Below are 17,935 nucleotides of genomic sequence, written 5' to 3'. Positions count from 1 at the left end.
CTGATCATGGAACAACAAGCAGCCGACGTCCTCCTCGCCACCCGCACGGCACTCAGCCAGGCAAGCGCGCTTGCAGTCCAATATTCCTTCTCCCTCCTCGGCGCTTTGATCCTGCTCGTCATCGGCTGGACGCTGGCCGGCTTTGTCAGCCGCTGGGCCTATGAGGGCCTGTCGCGCATCCATGGCATCGACGAGACACTGGCGCGCTTCTTCACCAATGTGGTGCGTTATGCGCTGCTGATTCTGGTGTTTATCACCGTGCTCGGCCAATTCGGCGTCCAGACCGCCTCGATCATTGCCGCCCTCGGCGCAGCCGGCCTGGCGATCGGGCTGGCGCTGCAAGGGACACTGCAGAATATCGCGGCCGGCATCATGCTCCTGATCCTCAGGCCGTTCCGGGTCGGCGAATATATCGAAACCAGCAGCGTCGCCGGCACGGTGCGCGAGGTCGGATTGTTTGCGACAGAACTCAGAACCGGCGACGGGCTCTATCGCCTGGCGCCAAATTCAACGCTGTGGAACACGCCGATCACCAACTTCAGCCGTGAACCTACGCGGCAGAACGACCTGAAAATCAACATTTCTCGTGAGGATGACCTCGATCTGTCGATGGAGACCTTGATGGGCATCGCCAGAGGCAACCCAAGGGTGCTGCAGTCACCGGTACCCAGCGTTTTCATCGACACCCTGGGTGACAGCACGATATCGCTAACGCTGCGCTACTGGGCAAAGACCGGCGACTGGTGGCAGGTCAGCCGCGACATGGTGAAGCGAGTAAAACTTGCCTTCGACGAAAAGGGCGATCCGGCCGCTGTGCGGGACGGTGGAAATTCCGCACTGGGACAAAGGTCCAACGGGACCGCGAGGGAAAAGCCGACCCGGCAGTGAAACATTGCAGCGCGGGGCCATCGTCGACCTATTGAACCACTCCGCAGGCAAGTCTTTCCCCGGCGTCACCGGAAGGCTGGCTGCGATAATCATCCGAATTGGCGTGCACCATCAATGCGCGGCCGCGAATGCCATCTTTCTTGCCGTCGAGCGTGACCATGCCATCGAAGATCTGGGCTCTGAGCACACCGTCCTGTCCAACATACTGGTTAGGCATGTCGCCGGCATGCGGCCCCTTGGCGGCAAGGATGCCGTGCTCGGCCGAGCCCGGGTTGAAATGGCCGCCTGCTGACTCGTAATGGGCCGCCGCGTCGCAGCGGCCGGTTTCATGAACATGAAAGGCCACCCATTTATTCGCCGGCAGCCCCGATATCTCCACTTCGATCAGGACGCCGCCATTGGCAGCGGCCGTCAATTGGGCCCGACCGTTTTCCTTGCCGTCCTTGCCGACGAAATTGGCGACCGCCGTCTGCTTGTCCTGGGCGCTTGCCGGCAAGGCAAGGGCCAGCAGGCTCAGGGCGGCGATGATGTGCATGGCTTTCATGGAGATCTCCTTCCGTCCGGTTGTCCTTCTGAACGTCTTAGCCCGAAAGCTGTTCCTCTGGGGAGCATCCAAAGAGAAAAGCCGGCCAAAGGGCCGGCTTCAGATCACGTGAACCATGACATCGTCAGGCGACGGCGTCGAAATCGAACTGGCCGTAGGTGTTGCGGTAGAGATCATCGGATTGGCTGCCGGTCGCAGACGCGCTCTGCTGCAGCGGATAGGGCACTGCGATGCTATTTGTCGTGCCGCTATCGTGGGTATCCATCATCAGCGCAATCAGGCTGCCGGAAAATTTGGGCTGAGTCTCGCTGCCCATGTTTTCCTCCAGGAGTTCCTTGATGATGCCGGGCTTCTCATCGGCGGCACGCTCGCCGCGGCTCAATACGCCGTCGCCGTTTAGATCAAGCCGCGAAAGCGTCGCAAGATACGCATATGAAGTGTCTGAAACGGATGTGGTGCGGGTCATACAAACCTCCATTCACCGCCTTTTGCCGGTGGTGTTTGTACGCAATACGAGGTGGGATATCACTGTTGACTCGGTGGTTAAACTGATTTGCGCAGTGCGTCAATAAGTTGTTAACTACTCATTAACAGTGGTTGACAGAAATTAACGGAGCGCGCTCGGACCCGGATTCCGCCGCTGCCCGCCTTGGTATTTTTTTCAATATAGAAAGCAACCTGTATGACGACGTGCACCTCTGCTGCACTGCAACTGAATATTAATCCGGCCGCTTCGTCTTCCCAATCGGATGTATTTCCGCGAGCAGGTCGATGCGACGCTCGCCGAGCGCAAGCCGCACGAGCAGATCGCCCTCGTCCATCTCAATCTCGACCGGTTCAAATCGATCAACAACACGATCGGGGTGTCGGTCGGCGACAAGATCCTGCAGCAGGTCGCGGAGCGGATCCGAGCCTCGGCCGGGTCGGAAAACATGCTGGCGCGGCTTGGTTCGGACGAGTTCGCCATCCTGCAGACGGGCAAGCAGCAGCCGAGAAACGTGACGGCGCTGGCCGACCAGATCCGCCGCGAGCTTTCCGAGCCATTTCTGAACGGCGAGAAACGGGTGACGCTCAGCGTCTCCATGGGTATTGCGATCGCTCCCGAGAACGGCGGGGAAACCGATATCCTGTTGAAAAATGCCGGCGTGGCGCTGTCGCATGCCAAGGCGGACGGACGCAAACGCGAGCGCTTCTTCACCGGAGAAATGGAGGCGCAGATGCAGTTGCGCCATGCGCTGGAGGCAGATCTACGAGCCGCGGTCGAGAATGAGGAATTCGAACTGCATTACCAGCCGCTCTACGATCTTGCCGAGCGGCGAACCTGCGGTTTCGAAGCATTGATCCGCTGGAACCATCCGGTGCGAGGCCGCGTGCCGCCGATGGATTTCATTCCGCTTGCCGAGGAGGTCGGCCTTGTCGTCGATATCGGCCGCTGGGTTTTGCGCCGGGCCTGCAGGGATGCGGCCCAATGGCCGGAGAGCATCAAGGTCGCAGTCAATGTTTCGGCGATCCAGTTCCGCAGCGGCAACCTGATGCAGGACGTCAGCGAAGCGCTTGCCGCCGCCGGGCTGTCGCCATCCCGGCTCGAACTGGAAATCACCGAGAGCGTGCTGATGGAGAACCTCAACGAGGTGCTGCCGATCCTGCATGCCCTGAGGGACAGCGGCATCCGCATCTCGATGGATGATTTCGGCACCGGATACTCCTCGCTGAGCTATCTCTCGAGCTTTCCCTTCGACAAGATCAAGATCGACAAATCCTTCGTCAACGACATCGTCGACAACAAGGAAGCACATGCGATCATGCGCGCGATCATCCTGCTCGGCGATGCGCTCGGCATGCGCGTCACAGTCGAAGGCGTCGAGACGGCCGCCCAGCTGACGCTGCTCGAATTCGAGGAATGCGACGAGATTCAGGGCTATCACATCAGTCCGCCGCGCCCGGTCCGTGACGTGCCCCATCTTCTCTCCCTGCCGCCGAAGAGCAGCGGCGCGACGGCTTTTCCGACGCTCGAGCGCTGACCTCCCTCGATTGCGACTCGCACGGTAAGCCGCTACAAACCGGCTTCGAGATCCCTGTGTTTCGTTGCGGAGTTGCTTCCTTTGAGCTCCCTTCGCTTTCGGCCGGCGCTCTTCGACGTTTTTCTTCTGACAAGAGGTGGCGCAATGTTCCAGGCCGAAGCCTTCTCCCCTCATGAAACGCTCGCAGCGGCGCTGATCGCACACGCGGCCGAAGGCGACGACGGCTCACACGATCTTGCTCATATCCTGCGCGTCTTCAGGAATGCCATGCGCATCCATGCGGGAGAAGGCGGAGATGGGCGGATCCTTGCCGCCGCGGTGCTGCTGCACGACTGCGTTGCCGTCGAGAAGAACTCACCCTTGCGGGCAAAAGCCTCGGCCTTGGCGGCGGAAAAGGCTTCGGTGATCCTTTCCGAATTCGGCTGGAGCGAAGCGGATATCGAAGCCGCCGCCCACGCCATCACCGCTCATAGTTTTTCCGCCGGGGTGGCGCCGCAGACGCTCGAGGCGAAGATCCTGCAGGATGCCGACCGGCTGGACGCGATCGGCATGGTCGGCGTCGCACGCTGCTTTTATATCGGTGGGCGAATGGGATCGGGGCTCTACGATCCGTTCGACCCCGCGGGCGCGAACCGGCCCCTCGACGACAAACGTTATGCCATTGACCACTTCCAGACGAAGCTGTTCAAACTGGCGGAAGGATTTCAGACCGAGACCGGCCGCCGGATCGCGGCCGCGCGCGATAAGCGCCTGCGCGACTTCCTTTCGGCCTTCATGGATGAGATCTAGTTTAGGGAACGAGATCCAGGAGAACGGCATGCGTATCAGCGACCTCTTCATCTACCCGCTCAAGAGCGCCCGCGGCATTGCATTGCCTTCCGCCGAGGTCGACGCCTATGGGCTTGCCGGCGACCGGCGGGTGATGATCACCGACCCGCAGGGTCACTTCATCACTCAGCGCGAATTGCCGGATCTCGCGCGCATCGCAGTACGACCGGAACCAGGTACCTTTCGGCTGCTGATGGAAGGAAAGACTGAACTGTCGGTGCCGCCGCCTCGGCCCGGATTCCGTATGGATGTGACCGTTTGGAAATCGACCGTCAACGCTGCCGTCGCCGATCCCGACAGCAACAGGCAGATTTCCGAATGGCTTGGCCGCGAGGTGCGGCTGGTCTTCTTCGACGGGCAGTCACGGCGGACGGCGAGCGCCGAATGGGCCGGCGAAGGCTCGCCCGTCACCTTTACCGACGGCTACCAGACCCTGGTAACGACGACGGGCTCGTTGAAGGCACTGAATGCCGATCTCGCCGCGCATGGCGAAGGCAGCGTCGGCATGGAGCGTTTCCGTCCGAACATCGTCATCGACACCGATGAGGCCTGGCCGGAAGACCGCTGGGCGGCGATCGAAATATCGGGCGTCCGTTTCGATCTCGTCAAACCTTGCTCCCGCTGCATCATGACCACGCAGGACCAGTGGACCGGTTCACGCGAGGGGCCGAACCCGATGCCGGCCATGGGCCGCATCCGCATGTCTGCCGACCGGCGTGTGCCCGGGCCACTCTTCGGCTGGAATGTCACGCCACGCGGCAGCGGACGGATTACGATCGGCGACGAGGTGAGGATCATCGAGGCTCGGCCGGAGGGCTGGGCGATGAAGGTTCGCACACGAGGGTAGGTCGGGCTGAGGGCGCTTTGTCCCTTATATATCGCAACATTCTCCCTCATTCCAGAGTTTCACCGGCTCTCACCCATGTCCGAGTGCGGCGTCGATCGCGGCCATGATCTCGGTCGAGAGCGGTCCCTTTTCCAGCGCACCGGCATTTTCCTCGACTTGGGCGACGGTGCGGAAACCCGGAATGGGGAAAGTGCGCGGCGACCTCGCCAGGAGCCAGGCGAGCGCCCCCTGCGTCAACGTGCGACCACCCGACGTCAGGAGATCGCGGACGGCATCGAGCCTTGCGGCAAATTCCGGGGCCATGCGCCCGTCCTTGAAATAGACCATCCAGGGGAGTGCCGCGCCACGGACATCCTTGGCGCCCACTGCCTTGTCGGCGGTGAACTTGCCGGTGAGCAGCCCCATGGCCAGCGGACCGCGATTGATGGAGATCAGGCCCTTCCCTTCGATCACCGAGATCATCTCCGGCACCGGATCGAAGACGTTCATCGTATGCTGGACCGAGACAAAGCCGGCGCGTCCGGCATGGCGGGCGGCGCGATCGGGATAATCGGTGCTCCAGCCGAACGCGTCGATCTTGCCTTCGGCCCGCAGCGCCTCCAGCGTATCGAAGACGGCATCCGACTCTTCCAGCGGAAAGTCATTGATGTGAAACTGCAGGAGATCAAGTCGGTCGCGCTTGAGACGGCGCAGCGATGTCTCGACCGAGCGGCGAATGAAAGCCTCATCGGCAAAGGCGCCGATTGCCTGCTTCGTCTCCGGATCGGTCGCGAAGCCGAATTTGGTCGCCACGACGATGTCGCCACGATTGCCGACCGCCCGGCCGAGCACATCTTCCGAATGGCCGGCGCCGTAGTTCGAGGCGGTGTCGAAGAAGCGGATGCCGAGGGCGATGGCGCGATTGATCGCTTCGACGGATTCATTGTCGTCGACTTCGCCCCAGCCAAGCGGCGTGTCACCGGCGTAGAAAGGGCCGCCGATTGCCCAGCATCCCATGCCGAGGCGCGGAATTTCACGGCCGTTCCAGAGCGTAATCGTCGTCGGTGATGCGGTCTTGGTCAGCATGTGATCCTCCTTGATTGGCATTTTTCAAGAAATAGGTGCCGCCCATCGGCGGGTAAACCGCCAAATCCGGAGGATGTTTTGCAGCAGTAAAAAACGAGGTCAGGCGGGGACGCCGTTCGGACCGGAAAGCGTCCGCGAGGCTGGATCAAGCGCCCTGAGCGCGGCCCGCACGAAACCGTCACGGGTTGCCGCAGCCTCGATGCCGCGCGGCTCGTAAACATGGCGATGCAGAAAGAACCCGGTCAGACGGAACGCGGCTGTAAGGCTGTCGAAGTCCGCCGCGTGATTGCCTTCGACGCCGAGGAAGGGCGGCAGGATCAGCATCTTGTCGGCCCACGGCGCGCCGGCGCTACGACTGACGGCGCGGCCGGATTTCGGGGAGACATAGGCGAGATCGGAACGGGCGCCCGTCGCCGCGCATTCGGCAAGATCGAGACCGAAGCCGAGATCATTCAGCACCGCCAGTTCGAAACGTACGAAAAGCTCACCGGCATCGGCCGGGTTATGCAGGTGATCGAGGATCACCTGCAGCGCGTCGAAGAGGTGCGGATGCGGGTCTCGTTCCGGCAGCAGCCGCAGCAGAGCGCCCATCGCCTGGACGCCATAGACGGCGGTCGCCGTTTCCATCAGACGGGCGGCGCGCAGCGTCACAGGCTCGACGCGGAATTCGCCGAGATGTTCGTCGAGTCGGGCGCGCCAGACGACCTCGACGGCATTGCCCGGCTGCAGCACCGGCTGCATGGCGCGCGAACGGCCGGAACGCACCAGGCCGAGGTGACGGCCGCGCTCACGCGTCATCACCTCGGCGATGACGCTCGTCTCGCCGTGGCGTTTGACACCCAGAATGATTGCGTGGTCCTGCCACTGCATAAAAAAGTCCCTGCGGCCGATTGGCTCATCTTAGCCGATCGGCCCGAAAATCGGAATCGATATCAGAAGAGCACGATGTCGATTGAGAGTGCTCAAGCAGGTCAGGCCGCAGCCTGCAGAAGCCTCTGCAGGAAGTCGCTCATCGCCTTTTCGTCGAACGGCTTCACCAGGAGCGGTATGTGCTGAAGGTCGCACGGGAAGTCCCGTATGTCGGAATAGCCGCTGACGAAACCGAAGGGGATCCCGACATCGAGGAGATGACGGGCAAATCCGAAACTCGTGCCTTCGCCCAGGTTGACGTCGAGAAGGGCGAAATCGTATTTCTCCGCGGCGATGGCAGCTCTCGCCTGTTCGAGACTGCCGACGATATCGATGCTCTCGACGCCGGCCAGCCGCAGGATATCCTCCGCCTCCATCGCAATGATCAGACTGTCCTCGAGAACCAAAACACGCAACGCGTTCATGATTCCATGCCCCTCGTGGTGCGCCTTTCGCAGCGCCCCGGTCGTTTCGCCAACATCATTGCCCTCCGGTGCCCCGCATGGCACGCTATCGGTGAATTCCGCCACCAGTTCTGAATAAACCATTTTTCTGCCCGGTCGATAAGAATCAAAATCGGAGGAAAGATGACGACCGACCTTATTTTCCCAAATGCTAAACTGCATTTAAAAAAGACATAGACGCTTCTGCTAAATGAAGGGACGCTTGCCCTCTCCAAGCCCCTCCCAGCCGGCGATCGCCATCAACTCCTCACCGTTTTGAACTTCGCAGCCGCGTTCCTGCCAGCGGATCAGACCACGTTCCCCAAGCTTTCTCAGGGTCTTGTTGGTGTGAACGATGGAAAGACCGAGAGTGTCGGCGATATGCTGTTGAGTGATGGGGATGAATTTGCGGCCGTTGAAGAGATCGAGCTTCCTGCCGCGCTCAAACAGGAATGCGAGCAAATAGGCCGCTCTTTCCAGTGCGGTGCGTCGGCCGACACTGAGGAGATGCTCATCCAATATTCGTTCTTCGCGCGCGGCAATCCAGGTAATGTCGAAGGCGAGCGAAGGATGTTTGTTGTAGAGCGTCATCAAACGATCACGCTCGAAGACACAAAGGGAAACGGGTGAAAGCGCTTCAATGGAATGCTGCATTTCGCCGGCGATCGTTCCCTGTAGACCGATCAGGTCACCAGGCATGATGTAATTCAGAATCTGGCGGCGACCGTCCTCCAGCATCTTATAGCGGAAGCCCCAACCGGACAGCACGGTGAAAAGATGAGCGCTGTGGGCGCCTTCGACGAGGATGGTGGAGCCGGCATCGACGGCAAGTTCGCCGCGCTTGAAACGCGAAACGAATTCCAGCTCGTCGCGGCTAAACTCCCTGAAGTGCGGCAGAGGCCGCAATGGACATAGCTCGCAAGGAGTTTTGAAAGAATGGATGCGTTTCGACGTTGCCATGCCTGCCCTGCAGTCGCGCAAACGACGACGCGTTCGGCGCGCGCCGTCAACCGAGGAATGCGCAAGTCTCGGATTCGTTCCGCAACGACACGGATTTTTTCCTAAGAAACAAGGGATTGGAGGCCGCCCGGTAAAATCGTTGCCATCCTTATTTAGGGAATTCGAGGCCCATTTCGCGGAACCGCTCGGGATCATCGCCCCAGTTTTCGCGAACCTTGACGAACAGGAAGAGATGGACCGGCTGCTCTAATATTTCCGACAATTCCTTACGGGAGGCGGTCGAGATTGCCTTGATGGTTTCGCCACCTTTGCCGAGGGCGATCTTCTTCTGGCTGTCACGCTCGACATAGATCACCTGCTCGATCCGCACCGAGCCGTCCTTGCGCTCCTCCCACTTTTCCGTTTCGACATGCGAGGAGTAGGGAAGCTCCTGGTGCAGGCGCAGGAACAGCTTTTCGCGGGTAATCTCGGCGGCGAGCTGACGCATGGGAAGATCGGAGATCTGGTCTTCCGGATAGTACCACGGCCCCTCCGGCAAGGTGGTGGCGAGATAGTCCATGACGTCGTCGCAGCCGGAACCGGTTTCGGCTGAGATCATGAAAGTGCGCTCGAAAACAATCTTCTCGTTGGCGGCCGCCGCCAGCGCCAGCAGATCCTCGCGGTTGACGCGGTCGATCTTGTTGAGCACCAGGATCTTCGGCTGCTGAACTTCCTTCAGGCCCTCGAGGATGGCTTCGGCGTCACCGCGCAAACCGCGCTCGCTGTCGATCAGCAGCATGATCAGATCGGCATCCTTGGCGCCGCCCCAGGCAGAGGTTACCATGGCTCGGTCGAGCCGGCGGCGCGGCTTGAAGATGCCGGGCGTATCCATGAAGACGATCTGGGCATTGTCGTGAATGGCAATGCCGCGGACAATCGCGCGCGTCGTCTGCACCTTGTGACTGACGATCGAGACCTTGGCGCCGACGAGGCGGTTCACCAGTGTCGACTTGCCGGCATTGGTCGGCCCGATCAGCGCGACAAAGCCCGAATGCGTCGGGCCATGGGTTTCTGCAGCAGCGTCGGCCGCGATATCTTCTTCTTGTGTCATTGTCCCGTCAGTTTCCGGCAGACGATTGCTGCCAAATGCCTTCACGCTCGAGCATCTTGGTCGCCGCAACCTGTTCGGCGGCACGCTTCGACCGCTCTACGCCGGTTTCCGGCTTTATGCCAGCAACTTCCACCGTCACCTTGAAGCGCGGATCATGATCCGGTCCACTGCGTTCATCAACCCGGTAGATCGGCGTGACGCCGAATTTCGCGTGTGACCATTCCTGCAGCTCGGTCTTGGCGTCGCGCTTGGCGCCGTCGGCCCTGACCGCCCTGCCCTGCCAATAGCGCAGGATGAACCGCCGGGCGACTTCGAGACCACCATCGAGATAGATCGCGGCGATCAGGCTCTCGACGACATCGGCGCGCACGTTCATCATGCGCTTGCCGGTCAATTTCTTCACATCGGCGCCGGTGCGGATATAAAGGTGGAGATTGAGTTCGTCGGCCACCGCGGCACAGGTTTCGGCGCTGACGAGTTGGTTGAGACGAACCGAGAGCTCGCCTTCACCCGCCGTGCCGAAGGTGCGGAACAAAAGCTCGGCGATACAGAGCCCGAGGACCCTGTCGCCGAGAAACTCCAGCCGTTCGTAATTGCCGCCCTTTTCGGTACGCGCGCTGGCATGGGTCAGCGCCCGGTCCAGGCGTGCCTTTTCGGCGAAGTCATGGCCGATCAGGCTTTCGAGCTTTGCGCGGTCCGCCGCAGAAAGCGTCTGCGCCTTGCTCATTCAACGACCTTGAAAAGGCGGTCCCAGCGCATGTTGGTCGGCCACTTCCAGATTTCGCGGAAAGACGTGTCGTTGCCGAGCGAGAAGAAGATGACACTGGCACGACCGACAAGATTTTCAGCCGGCACGAACCCAACGTCGAAGCGGCTGTCGAGCGAGTTGTCGCGGTTGTCGCCCATCATGAAATAATGGCCTTCCGGCACGATGAATTCGCGGGTGTTATCGCCGCGCGACACCGGCGACTGGTCGAGCGTGTCGTAGGTCTTGCCGTTATCAAGCGTTTCGCGGAATACCGGCACGTCCTCGCCCGGATCGAGCTTGTAGTCCGAGGTGAAGCTGCCATCCGCCACCTTCGGAACAGGCTTGCCGTTGACGTAGAGGACGCCGTCGGTGACCTGGATATGATCGCCGGGCAGGCCGATGCAGCGCTTGATATAATCGACATCGGGATTCGGCGGGAAGCGGAAGACGACGATGTCGCCGCGCTTCGGATCCGAGCCGAAGATGCGGCCGCTGAAGAGATCAGGCGAGAAGGGCAGCGAATACTTCGAATAGCCGTAAGCGAACTTATTGACGAAGATATAATCGCCGACGAGCAGCGTCGGCATCATTGACCCGGACGGAATGGTAAAGGGCTGGAACAGCACGGTTCGGATCACCATCGCCAAAATCAGCGCCTGAATGATGACCTTGATATTTTCCCAGAGGGCGTTCGGCTTGGTATCGACTTTTTCGGACACGCAGTCTCATTCCTTCAAGACGCCGTAAAGGCGCAATTCTTTCTGCCGTTCTCTCTAGCGGCTTCGGCCGGTTGCGGCAATGGCGACAACATGAAAAGCGACGAGAGGTCGCGATCAAACGAGGTCACGATCAACGCTCCCGAGGTCGCGATCAACGCTCCCGAGGTCACGATCAGAGGCTCTCGGGCAACGCCTCGATGATGACGAAGGCCTGCGCCAAGGGATAATCATCGGTTATTGTCAAATGAATGGCGGCTCGATGGTTCGCGGGCAGCATCGATTTGAGGAGTACGGCGGCGGCACCGGTCAACTGCATGGTCGGCTTGCCGCTCGGCAGGTTAACGACGCCCATATCCTTCCAGAAGACGCCCTGGGCTATGCCGGTGCCGAGCGCCTTGGAACAGGCCTCCTTGGCGGCGAAACGCTTGGCATAGGATGCGGCGCGGTTTGCCCGGTGGTCGGAACGGGCACGCTCGATCTCGGTGAAGCAGCGATGGGTGAAGCGCTCGCCGAAGCGCTCGATCGATTTCTCGACACGCCGAATGTCGATCAGATCGCTGCCAATGCCGATGATCATGCCGGAACCTTCCGTCGCCTGAGAATTCTGCACCGGTTCATACGCTCGGCATGTCGTCGGCCGGAGCCAGACGCAGGCGCGCCCGCTCCATCAGCCGCGTGCGGCGGCGCGCCTGAAAACCCTTGACGGTGTAGAACGTCAGCGCATAGAGCGCAACGGCGGTCACGGTTCCCGGCGGAATGGCACCGATCAGCATCGGCTCCAGCACCGGCCTCCACAATTCGGTGAAGTTCAGCTTGTGAAAGAGTGCGGCGAGATCCACCGTCTGACCGGCCAGATGATCCTCACGGCTCAACAGCAGATGGCCGATCTCCCACGTGATGCCCCAAATGAAAGGATAGGTCAGCGGATTGCCGAAGGCGGCGCAGCCGAGAGCCGCGGCCACCATATTGCCGGAGAGGAAATAGGTGATGACGAAAGCCATGACGAAATGCACGCCGATGAACGGCGTCCACGAGACAAAGACGCCAGCGGCGACGCCGGCCGCAACCGCATGCGGCGAAGCGCTCAGGCGCAGGATGCGCATTGTCAGGTAACGGATCGGGCGAAGGAAACCTTTTCGGGGCCATAGAAGCTCCCGCATCTTTTCCTTGAAACCCGCAGGCTTGCGACGGCGAAACAACATGGTCGCTATTTAGTGCAGTGCACCGGACCGTGACAAGAGCGGCAAATGGTACCGCCGGAACAGCCCCTTATCTTTCTTGCAAAGGAGCATCTTCATGCCGAGGGGCGCTCGTTGTACATAACGTCCCTCACTCGACCAAGTATAAAGGCGGTATCAGCGATTGCGGAACAGACCGCGGTCGACCTGACGCTGACGAAACTCGAGATCGATACGATCCAGCGAGCCGTTCAGATAGGCCATTTCACGTTCCTGCGTAGTCGGAGCGCGAAAGGCGCGAGCGATTTTCCTGATAGGATCAAACATTACCTTGTCTCATCTTCTGTTTACGTTTTCGATGACCAGAAGATAGTCCTGCCAAAGGTTGATTACCACCGCTGCAACATGGACGCAGCTATGCGCTCAACGCATTCCTTGCCTTATTGCTGCGCCGTCACGATTATCAACCGATCATAAAATGTGCATTTTTGTCGATTCAGGCCCGTGGCAGGCTTAACAAAAGCCTACTCATAGAGCCGCCGGACCGTGGCGATGCAATCCAGGTCCTTCATCTGGGCGAGCAACTGGTTGAGCTGGCGCAGATCCCACACCTCGACTTCCAGCATCATCTCGGTGAAATCGGCTGCCACACGCACCGTATTCAGCATACGAATATTGACGTCGAGCCCGGCGACGGTCTGGGCCACCTTGGCAAGCGTGCCGGGCTCATTCAATGCATTCACCATGATACGCGCCATGAAACGCGACTTGTTGGCCTCGTCGAGATCCCAGCGGACGTCGATCCAGCGATCGGGTTGATCATCGAAACGCTGCAGGATCGGTGACTGGATCGGATAGATGGTGATACCCTTGCTCTGATCCATAATGCCGACGATGCGGTCGCCGGGCACGGCGCCGGTCGAGGCGAACTTGACGTCGACATTGCCGGACAGGCCGCGGATCGGGCCGACATCGACATCGGCATCAAGTTCCGAATGGCCGCCTTCGGCCCCTGCCTTGGCCTTGCCGGGAATCTTGAAGATCATGCCCGCGGCGCTGCGGACATTGAACCAGCCGTCATCGCCGGAGGGTTTGACGGTGACGCGCTCGTCCTGATGGTCGGGATAGACGGCGCGTAGCACGTCGAGCGAGGACATCTCGCCGCGGCCGACGGCGGCGATCGCATCCTCGACATCCTTCTGGCCCAGACGGTGCAGTGCCGGCTTCATCGCCTCACGCGAGAAAATCTTGCCGGCTCGGTTGAAGGTGCGCTCGAGAATGCGGTGGCCGAGGCCGGCATATTGCTTGCGGATCGCCATGCGGGTGGCGCGGCGGATGGCTGCCCGCGCCTTGCCGGTGACGACGATCTCCTCCCAGGCGGCCGGCGGAACCTGCACGCCGGAGCGGATGATCTCGACCTCGTCGCCATTCGCCAGCCGCGTCACCAGCGGCATGATGCGGCCGTTGATCTTGGCGCCCACCGTGGTATCGCCGATATTGGTATGCACCGCATAGGCGAAATCGATCGGGGTGGCGCCGCGCGGCAGGGCAATCAGCTTGCCCTTCGGCGTGAAGCAGAAGACCTGATCCTGGAAGAGTTCGAGCTTGGTGTGCTCGAGGAATTCCTCCGGGCTGTCACCTTCGGCGAGCGCCTCGATCGTATGGCGCAGCCAGGAATAGGCATTGGATTCGCGCGAAAGAATGTCGCCATCGGCATTGGTGGCGCCGTCCTTGTAGAGCGTGTGCGCGGCAATGCCGAATTCGGCGATTTCGTGCATGCGCTTGGTGCGGATCTGCAGCTCGATGCGCTGACTGGAGGGACCGACGATGGTGGTGTGGAGCGAGCGGTAATCGTTCTGCTTCGGCGTCGAGATATAATCCTTGAATCGCCCGGGCACGACGCGCCAGCGCGTATGGACGATGCCGAGCGCCCGGTAACAGGACGGGATGTCCTCGACGATCAGACGGAAGCCGTAGACATCGGAAAGCTGCTCGAAGGAGAGCGACTTCGACTGCATCTTGCGAAAGACCGAATAGGGCTTCTTCTGCCGGCCCTTGACATAGGCGCTCGTCAGGCCGCTCGCGACCAGGAGGTCGCGCAATTCGGCCTCGATCTTCTTGACGATGCCTTCGTTGCGCTTGGAGAGCTCTTCCAGCCTTTTCGTGACGGTCTCATAGGCCTCCGGATTCATGTGCCGGAAGGAAAGCTCCTCGAGTTCCTCGCGCATGTCCTGCATGCCCATGCGGCCGGCGAGCGGCGCATAGATTTCCATCGTCTCCTCGGAGATGCGGGCACGCTTATCGGCCGACATGTGATCGAGGGTGCGCATATTGTGCAGGCGGTCGGCGAGCTTGACGAGCAGCACCCGCACGTCATCTGATATGGCGAGGAGCAGCTTGCGCAGGTTCTCCGCCTGCTTGGCCTTTTTGGTGACGAGATCGAGCTTCTTGATCTTCGTCAGCCCCTCAACCAAGCGGCCGATGTCCTCGCCGAAGAGTTCGTCGATCTCGGCGCGCGTCGCCGTCGTGTCCTCGATCGTATCGTGCAGAAGAGCGACCGCGATCGTCGATTCATCGAGATGCATATCGGTCAGGATGGCGGCGACCTCGAGCGGATGGGAAATATACGGGTCGCCGCTCGCGCGTTTCTGCTGGCCATGTTTCTGCATGGCGTAAACATAGGCCTTGTTCAGCAGTGCTTCATTGGCATCGGGCTTGTATTGCTGAACCCGCTCCACGAGTTCGTACTGCCGCATCATTCCAAAGCCACTCCGACAAAAATAAAAGCGCGCCAATCAACGATTGGCGCACACATGGGCAATAATATGCCTAAGCAATAAAGGCGCAAGATTGACGATTGGTAATCGTCGCTATTTTCCGAATCAGATCCGGTCGAGACGCTTAATAATCGTCGCTCTTTTCCGGCGGCACGAGGCCCTCGATACCGGCAAGCAGCTCTTCTTCCGACATCTGGTCGAAAGTGATCGTCTCCGGCAGGTCGTCCTGCTCCTCGCTGTCAGCGGCAGCAGCGCCGCCGGCGGCGATCATGCTGGCCGGATCGGGCTCGGGCTCGTCGACTTCGACATGCTTCTGCAGCGAATGGATCAGATCTTCCTTGAGATCATCGGGCGAAAGCGTCTCGTCGGCGATTTCGCGCAGCGCCACGACAGGATTCTTGTCGTTGTCGCGATCGATGGTGATCGAGGCACCCTGGGAAATCAGCCGGGCGCGGTGGCTGGCGAGCAGAACCAGCTCGAAGCGGTTCTCCACCTTGTCAATGCAATCTTCAACTGTGACACGGGCCATTGCCTGTCCTTTACGGTCGTCATTTCGGGATTAGCACGCCCGATACAATTAAAACCGGGCAAATACAAGTTTTTCGTTCCGGCTCCCCTCGTCTTTATCCGCGGCCGAGCTAAATTTCCATGGAGAATGTGACAATTCCACCAAAGGTTGCTTGGAATATGCGGAACCGTGCCCTAAATCTCTCTTATATGAACAGATGGTAAAGTAAGCATCAGATCAAAAATCACAATAAGCCATTGTATTTATTGCAATTTGATGCCACGCGAATTTCGATTTCTCTCATTGGAATTGGTAAGCGATGTTTGACCCACGCGAAAAAATTGCACTCTTCATTGACGGCGCCAACCTCTACGCTGCATCCAAGAGCCTCGGTTTCGACATAGATTACCGCAAGCTGTTGAAGGCATTCCAGAAACGCGGCTACCTCCTGCGCGCCTACTATTATACGGCGTTGATCGAGGACCAGGAATATTCATCGATCCGTCCCCTGATCGACTGGCTCGACTATAACGGCTACAAGGTCGTCACCAAGCCTGCCAAGGAATTCACCGACTCCATGGGCCGGCGGAAGATCAAGGGCAACATGGACATCGAGCTTGCGATCGACGCCATGGAGCAGTCGGAAACCGTCGACCATCTCGTCATCTTCTCCGGCGACGGCGACTTCACGAACCTCGTCGAGGCGCTGCAGCGCAGAGGCCGCAAGGTCTCGGTGATCTCGACTATGGCGACGCAGCCGCCGATGATCGCCGACGACCTGCGCCGGCAGGCCGATCATTTCATCGATCTCTTGTCGCTGAAGGCTGAAATCGGTCGCGATCCCGCGGAGCGGGCGCCGCGCCCGGTCGAAGTCGCCCCGGCCAGCGATTTCGGCGAGTAATCGAAAGCGCCGCGAGCCGATCGGCTGCGGCGCGATGGGTTAGCCGTTATCCTTCAACAAGCGGCTCTTTTGCCGGTTCCAATCGCGCTCCTTCTCGGATTCGCGCTTATCGTGCAATTTCTTGCCCTTGGCGAGCGCCAGCTCCATCTTCGCCCGACCCCGATCATTGAAATAGATCTTCAGCGGAACCAGCGTCATGCCTTCGCGGTTGACAGCTGAACGCAGGCGATGGATCTCACGGCCCGACAGCAAGAGCTTGCGGCGTCGGCGCGGTTCGTGATTGAAGCGGTTCGCCTGCAGATATTCCGGCAGGTAGGAATTGATCAGCCAGATCTCGCCATCCTCATCCGACGCATAGGATTCGGCGATATTGGCCTTGCCTTCGCGCAACGACTTGACCTCCGTGCCCTTCAGCACGAGACCTGCCTCATAAGTATCGATGATCTCGTAGTTGAAGCGGGCCTTGCGGTTTTCGGCCACGACCTTGTTCACCACACGCTGGCTGCCTTTGGGGGCCATGACGATATTCCCTTCGGGGCGCGAAAAGCCGCGCCCTCATTGCCTGTCCTTATGTAAGGGAACGACCCGGCCTTGTGAAGGTGGCCGGTCTCCTCAGTTCAGCAATCCTGCATGACGCATGGCGGCGTCGATCGCTGCTTCGGTTGCCGGCTCCAGGGTCGAAAGCAGCGGCGAGCGGACATTGCGGCTCATCCGGCCGAGCTTGGAGAGGCCGTATTTGGCGCCGCAGAGACCAGGCTCAAGGAAGATCGCCTTGTGCAGCGGCATCAGCCGGTCCTGATATTCGAGCGCGCGGGCGTATTCACCGGCCAGCGTCGCGGCCTGAAAATCGGCGCAGAGGCGCGGGGCGACATTGGCCGTCACCGAAATGCAGCCGACGCCGCCATGGGCGTTGAAACCGAGGGCTGTCGCGTCCTCGCCGGACAATTGTCTGAAGTCCTTGCCGCAGGTGATGCGCTGCTCGGAGACACGCTCGATCTTGCCCGTCGCGTCCTTGACGCCGACGATATTGCTGTGCGCCTTGGCGAGAGCACCCATCGTTTCCGGCGTCATGTCGATCACCGAACGGCCGGGAATATTGTAGATATAGATCGGCAGGGCGACGGCCTCGGCGATCGCGGAAAAATGCGCGATCAGACCCTTCTGCGTCGGCTTGTTGTAATAGGGCGTGACGACGAGCACGGCGTCGGCGCCGACCTTTTCGGCATGCTGGGCGAGTTCGACCGCCTCACGCGTATTGTTCGAACCGGCGCCGGCCATGACCGGAACGCGTTTTGCCGCCACTTCGATGCAGAGTTCCACGACCCGCTTGTGCTCGGCATGCGACAGCGTCGGCGATTCGCCGGTCGTGCCGACCGGAACGAGACCGCTGCTGCCTTCCTTGATCTGCCAGTCGACATGGGCGGCGAAGCTCGCTTCGTCGATCAGTCCGGCATCGGTGAAGGGGGTGACGAGGGCGGGAATGGACCCATTGAACATGCAAAGCTCCTC

20 protein-coding genes and 1 pseudogene are annotated in these 17,935 nt (G+C 60.2%); 5 read left to right on the top strand and 16 right to left on the bottom strand.

The window, feature by feature from the left end; all coding sequences use genetic code 11:
* Positions 1-6: 6 nt before the first annotated feature.
* Positions 7-888 carry a mechanosensitive ion channel family protein gene (locus tag B5E41_RS19460; RefSeq protein ID WP_088395711.1) on the top strand — a complete coding sequence of 294 codons (882 nt, stop codon included), beginning with the start codon at positions 7-9 and terminating at the stop codon, positions 886-888.
* Between the two features lie 28 nt (positions 889-916).
* Here B5E41_RS19460 and B5E41_RS19455 read toward each other — a convergent pair whose 3' ends face one another.
* The gene (locus B5E41_RS19455) at positions 917-1,432 is read right to left on the bottom strand and encodes a superoxide dismutase family protein (RefSeq protein ID WP_088395710.1); all 516 of its coding nucleotides are present in this window, start codon (positions 1,430-1,432) and stop codon (positions 917-919) included.
* 124 nt (positions 1,433-1,556) lie between these two features.
* On the bottom strand, positions 1,557-1,898 hold the full coding sequence (locus B5E41_RS19450; protein ID WP_088395709.1) for a hypothetical protein: 342 nt from the start codon (positions 1,896-1,898) through the stop codon (positions 1,557-1,559).
* 271 nt (positions 1,899-2,169) lie between these two features.
* On the opposite strand from B5E41_RS19450, the pseudogene B5E41_RS19445 reads away from it, so the two are divergent.
* The 3 genes and pseudogenes from B5E41_RS19445 to B5E41_RS19435 form a co-directional block, all read left to right on the top strand.
* Positions 2,170-3,453: pseudogene (locus B5E41_RS19445) on the top strand (putative bifunctional diguanylate cyclase/phosphodiesterase); the annotation flags it as partial.
* A 144-nt stretch (positions 3,454-3,597) separates the two neighbouring features.
* Positions 3,598-4,242 carry an HD domain-containing protein gene (locus B5E41_RS19440; RefSeq protein WP_088395708.1) on the top strand — a complete coding sequence of 215 codons (645 nt, stop codon included), beginning with the start codon at positions 3,598-3,600 and terminating at the stop codon, positions 4,240-4,242.
* Positions 4,243-4,270: 28 nt separating this feature from the next.
* Positions 4,271-5,128: an MOSC domain-containing protein gene (locus B5E41_RS19435; RefSeq protein ID WP_088395707.1), complete on the top strand. Its 858-nt coding sequence runs from the start codon at positions 4,271-4,273 to the stop codon at positions 5,126-5,128.
* 69 nt (positions 5,129-5,197) lie between these two features.
* Here B5E41_RS19435 and B5E41_RS19430 read toward each other — a convergent pair whose 3' ends face one another.
* From B5E41_RS19430 to rpoZ, 12 genes are all read right to left on the bottom strand, one after another.
* Positions 5,198-6,193 carry an aldo/keto reductase gene (locus B5E41_RS19430; protein ID WP_088395706.1) on the bottom strand — a complete coding sequence of 332 codons (996 nt, stop codon included), beginning with the start codon at positions 6,191-6,193 and terminating at the stop codon, positions 5,198-5,200.
* A gap of 99 nt (positions 6,194-6,292) precedes the next feature.
* Complete coding sequence (gene recO, locus B5E41_RS19425) at positions 6,293-7,063, bottom strand: DNA repair protein RecO (RefSeq protein ID WP_088395705.1); 771 nt, start codon at positions 7,061-7,063, stop codon at positions 6,293-6,295.
* 101 nt (positions 7,064-7,164) lie between these two features.
* Positions 7,165-7,650: a response regulator gene (locus B5E41_RS19420; protein WP_088395704.1), complete on the bottom strand. Its 486-nt coding sequence runs from the start codon at positions 7,648-7,650 to the stop codon at positions 7,165-7,167.
* 102 nt (positions 7,651-7,752) lie between these two features.
* On the bottom strand, positions 7,753-8,505 hold the full coding sequence (locus tag B5E41_RS19415) for a Crp/Fnr family transcriptional regulator (protein WP_088395703.1): 753 nt from the start codon (positions 8,503-8,505) through the stop codon (positions 7,753-7,755).
* 148 nt (positions 8,506-8,653) lie between these two features.
* Complete coding sequence (gene era / locus B5E41_RS19410; RefSeq protein WP_088395702.1) at positions 8,654-9,595, bottom strand: GTPase Era; 942 nt, start codon at positions 9,593-9,595, stop codon at positions 8,654-8,656.
* Between the two features lie 7 nt (positions 9,596-9,602).
* Positions 9,603-10,322: a ribonuclease III gene (rnc, locus tag B5E41_RS19405; RefSeq protein WP_085777592.1), complete on the bottom strand. Its 720-nt coding sequence runs from the start codon at positions 10,320-10,322 to the stop codon at positions 9,603-9,605.
* Positions 10,319-11,062, bottom strand: coding sequence for a signal peptidase I (gene lepB, locus B5E41_RS19400; RefSeq protein WP_064801523.1), 744 nt, complete (start codon positions 11,060-11,062; stop codon positions 10,319-10,321). Before lepB ends, rnc begins: the two co-directional genes overlap by 4 nt.
* A gap of 172 nt (positions 11,063-11,234) precedes the next feature.
* The gene (gene acpS, locus B5E41_RS19395) at positions 11,235-11,639 is read right to left on the bottom strand and encodes a holo-ACP synthase (protein ID WP_088395701.1); all 405 of its coding nucleotides are present in this window, start codon (positions 11,637-11,639) and stop codon (positions 11,235-11,237) included.
* A gap of 37 nt (positions 11,640-11,676) precedes the next feature.
* Positions 11,677-12,264 (bottom strand): DUF2062 domain-containing protein, encoded by a 588-nt coding sequence (locus tag B5E41_RS19390; RefSeq protein WP_088395700.1) that lies wholly within the window; start codon positions 12,262-12,264, stop codon positions 11,677-11,679.
* 153 nt (positions 12,265-12,417) lie between these two features.
* Positions 12,418-12,567, bottom strand: a complete 150-nt coding sequence (locus B5E41_RS19385; protein WP_064706756.1) for a DUF3563 family protein — start codon at positions 12,565-12,567, stop codon at positions 12,418-12,420.
* Positions 12,568-12,764: 197 nt separating this feature from the next.
* Positions 12,765-14,999: a RelA/SpoT family protein gene (locus B5E41_RS19380; RefSeq protein WP_088395699.1), complete on the bottom strand. Its 2,235-nt coding sequence runs from the start codon at positions 14,997-14,999 to the stop codon at positions 12,765-12,767.
* A 142-nt stretch (positions 15,000-15,141) separates the two neighbouring features.
* Positions 15,142-15,546, bottom strand: a complete 405-nt coding sequence (gene rpoZ, locus B5E41_RS19375; RefSeq protein WP_011424719.1) for a DNA-directed RNA polymerase subunit omega — start codon at positions 15,544-15,546, stop codon at positions 15,142-15,144.
* Between the two features lie 298 nt (positions 15,547-15,844).
* Between rpoZ and B5E41_RS19370 the strand changes: the two genes are divergently transcribed.
* Positions 15,845-16,426 carry a LabA-like NYN domain-containing protein gene (locus B5E41_RS19370; protein ID WP_064801515.1) on the top strand — a complete coding sequence of 194 codons (582 nt, stop codon included), beginning with the start codon at positions 15,845-15,847 and terminating at the stop codon, positions 16,424-16,426.
* Positions 16,427-16,465: 39 nt separating this feature from the next.
* Here the strand turns inward: B5E41_RS19370 and smpB are convergent, their stop codons facing one another.
* Both smpB and dapA read right to left on the bottom strand, forming a co-directional pair.
* A complete protein-coding gene (gene smpB, locus B5E41_RS19365; RefSeq protein WP_004675044.1) occupies positions 16,466-16,945 on the bottom strand; it encodes an SsrA-binding protein SmpB in 480 nt (159 codons plus the stop codon).
* Between the two features lie 93 nt (positions 16,946-17,038).
* Positions 17,039-17,923: a 4-hydroxy-tetrahydrodipicolinate synthase gene (gene dapA, locus B5E41_RS19360; protein WP_085859039.1), complete on the bottom strand. Its 885-nt coding sequence runs from the start codon at positions 17,921-17,923 to the stop codon at positions 17,039-17,041.
* Between the last annotated feature and the right edge of the window lie 12 nt (positions 17,924-17,935).

This window comes from Rhizobium esperanzae, assembly GCF_002204185.1.
Lineage (GTDB): Bacteria > Pseudomonadota > Alphaproteobacteria > Rhizobiales > Rhizobiaceae > Rhizobium > Rhizobium esperanzae.
Note: the sequence above shows the minus strand (reverse complement) of the source record. Positions and strands in the feature narration are given on the sequence as shown.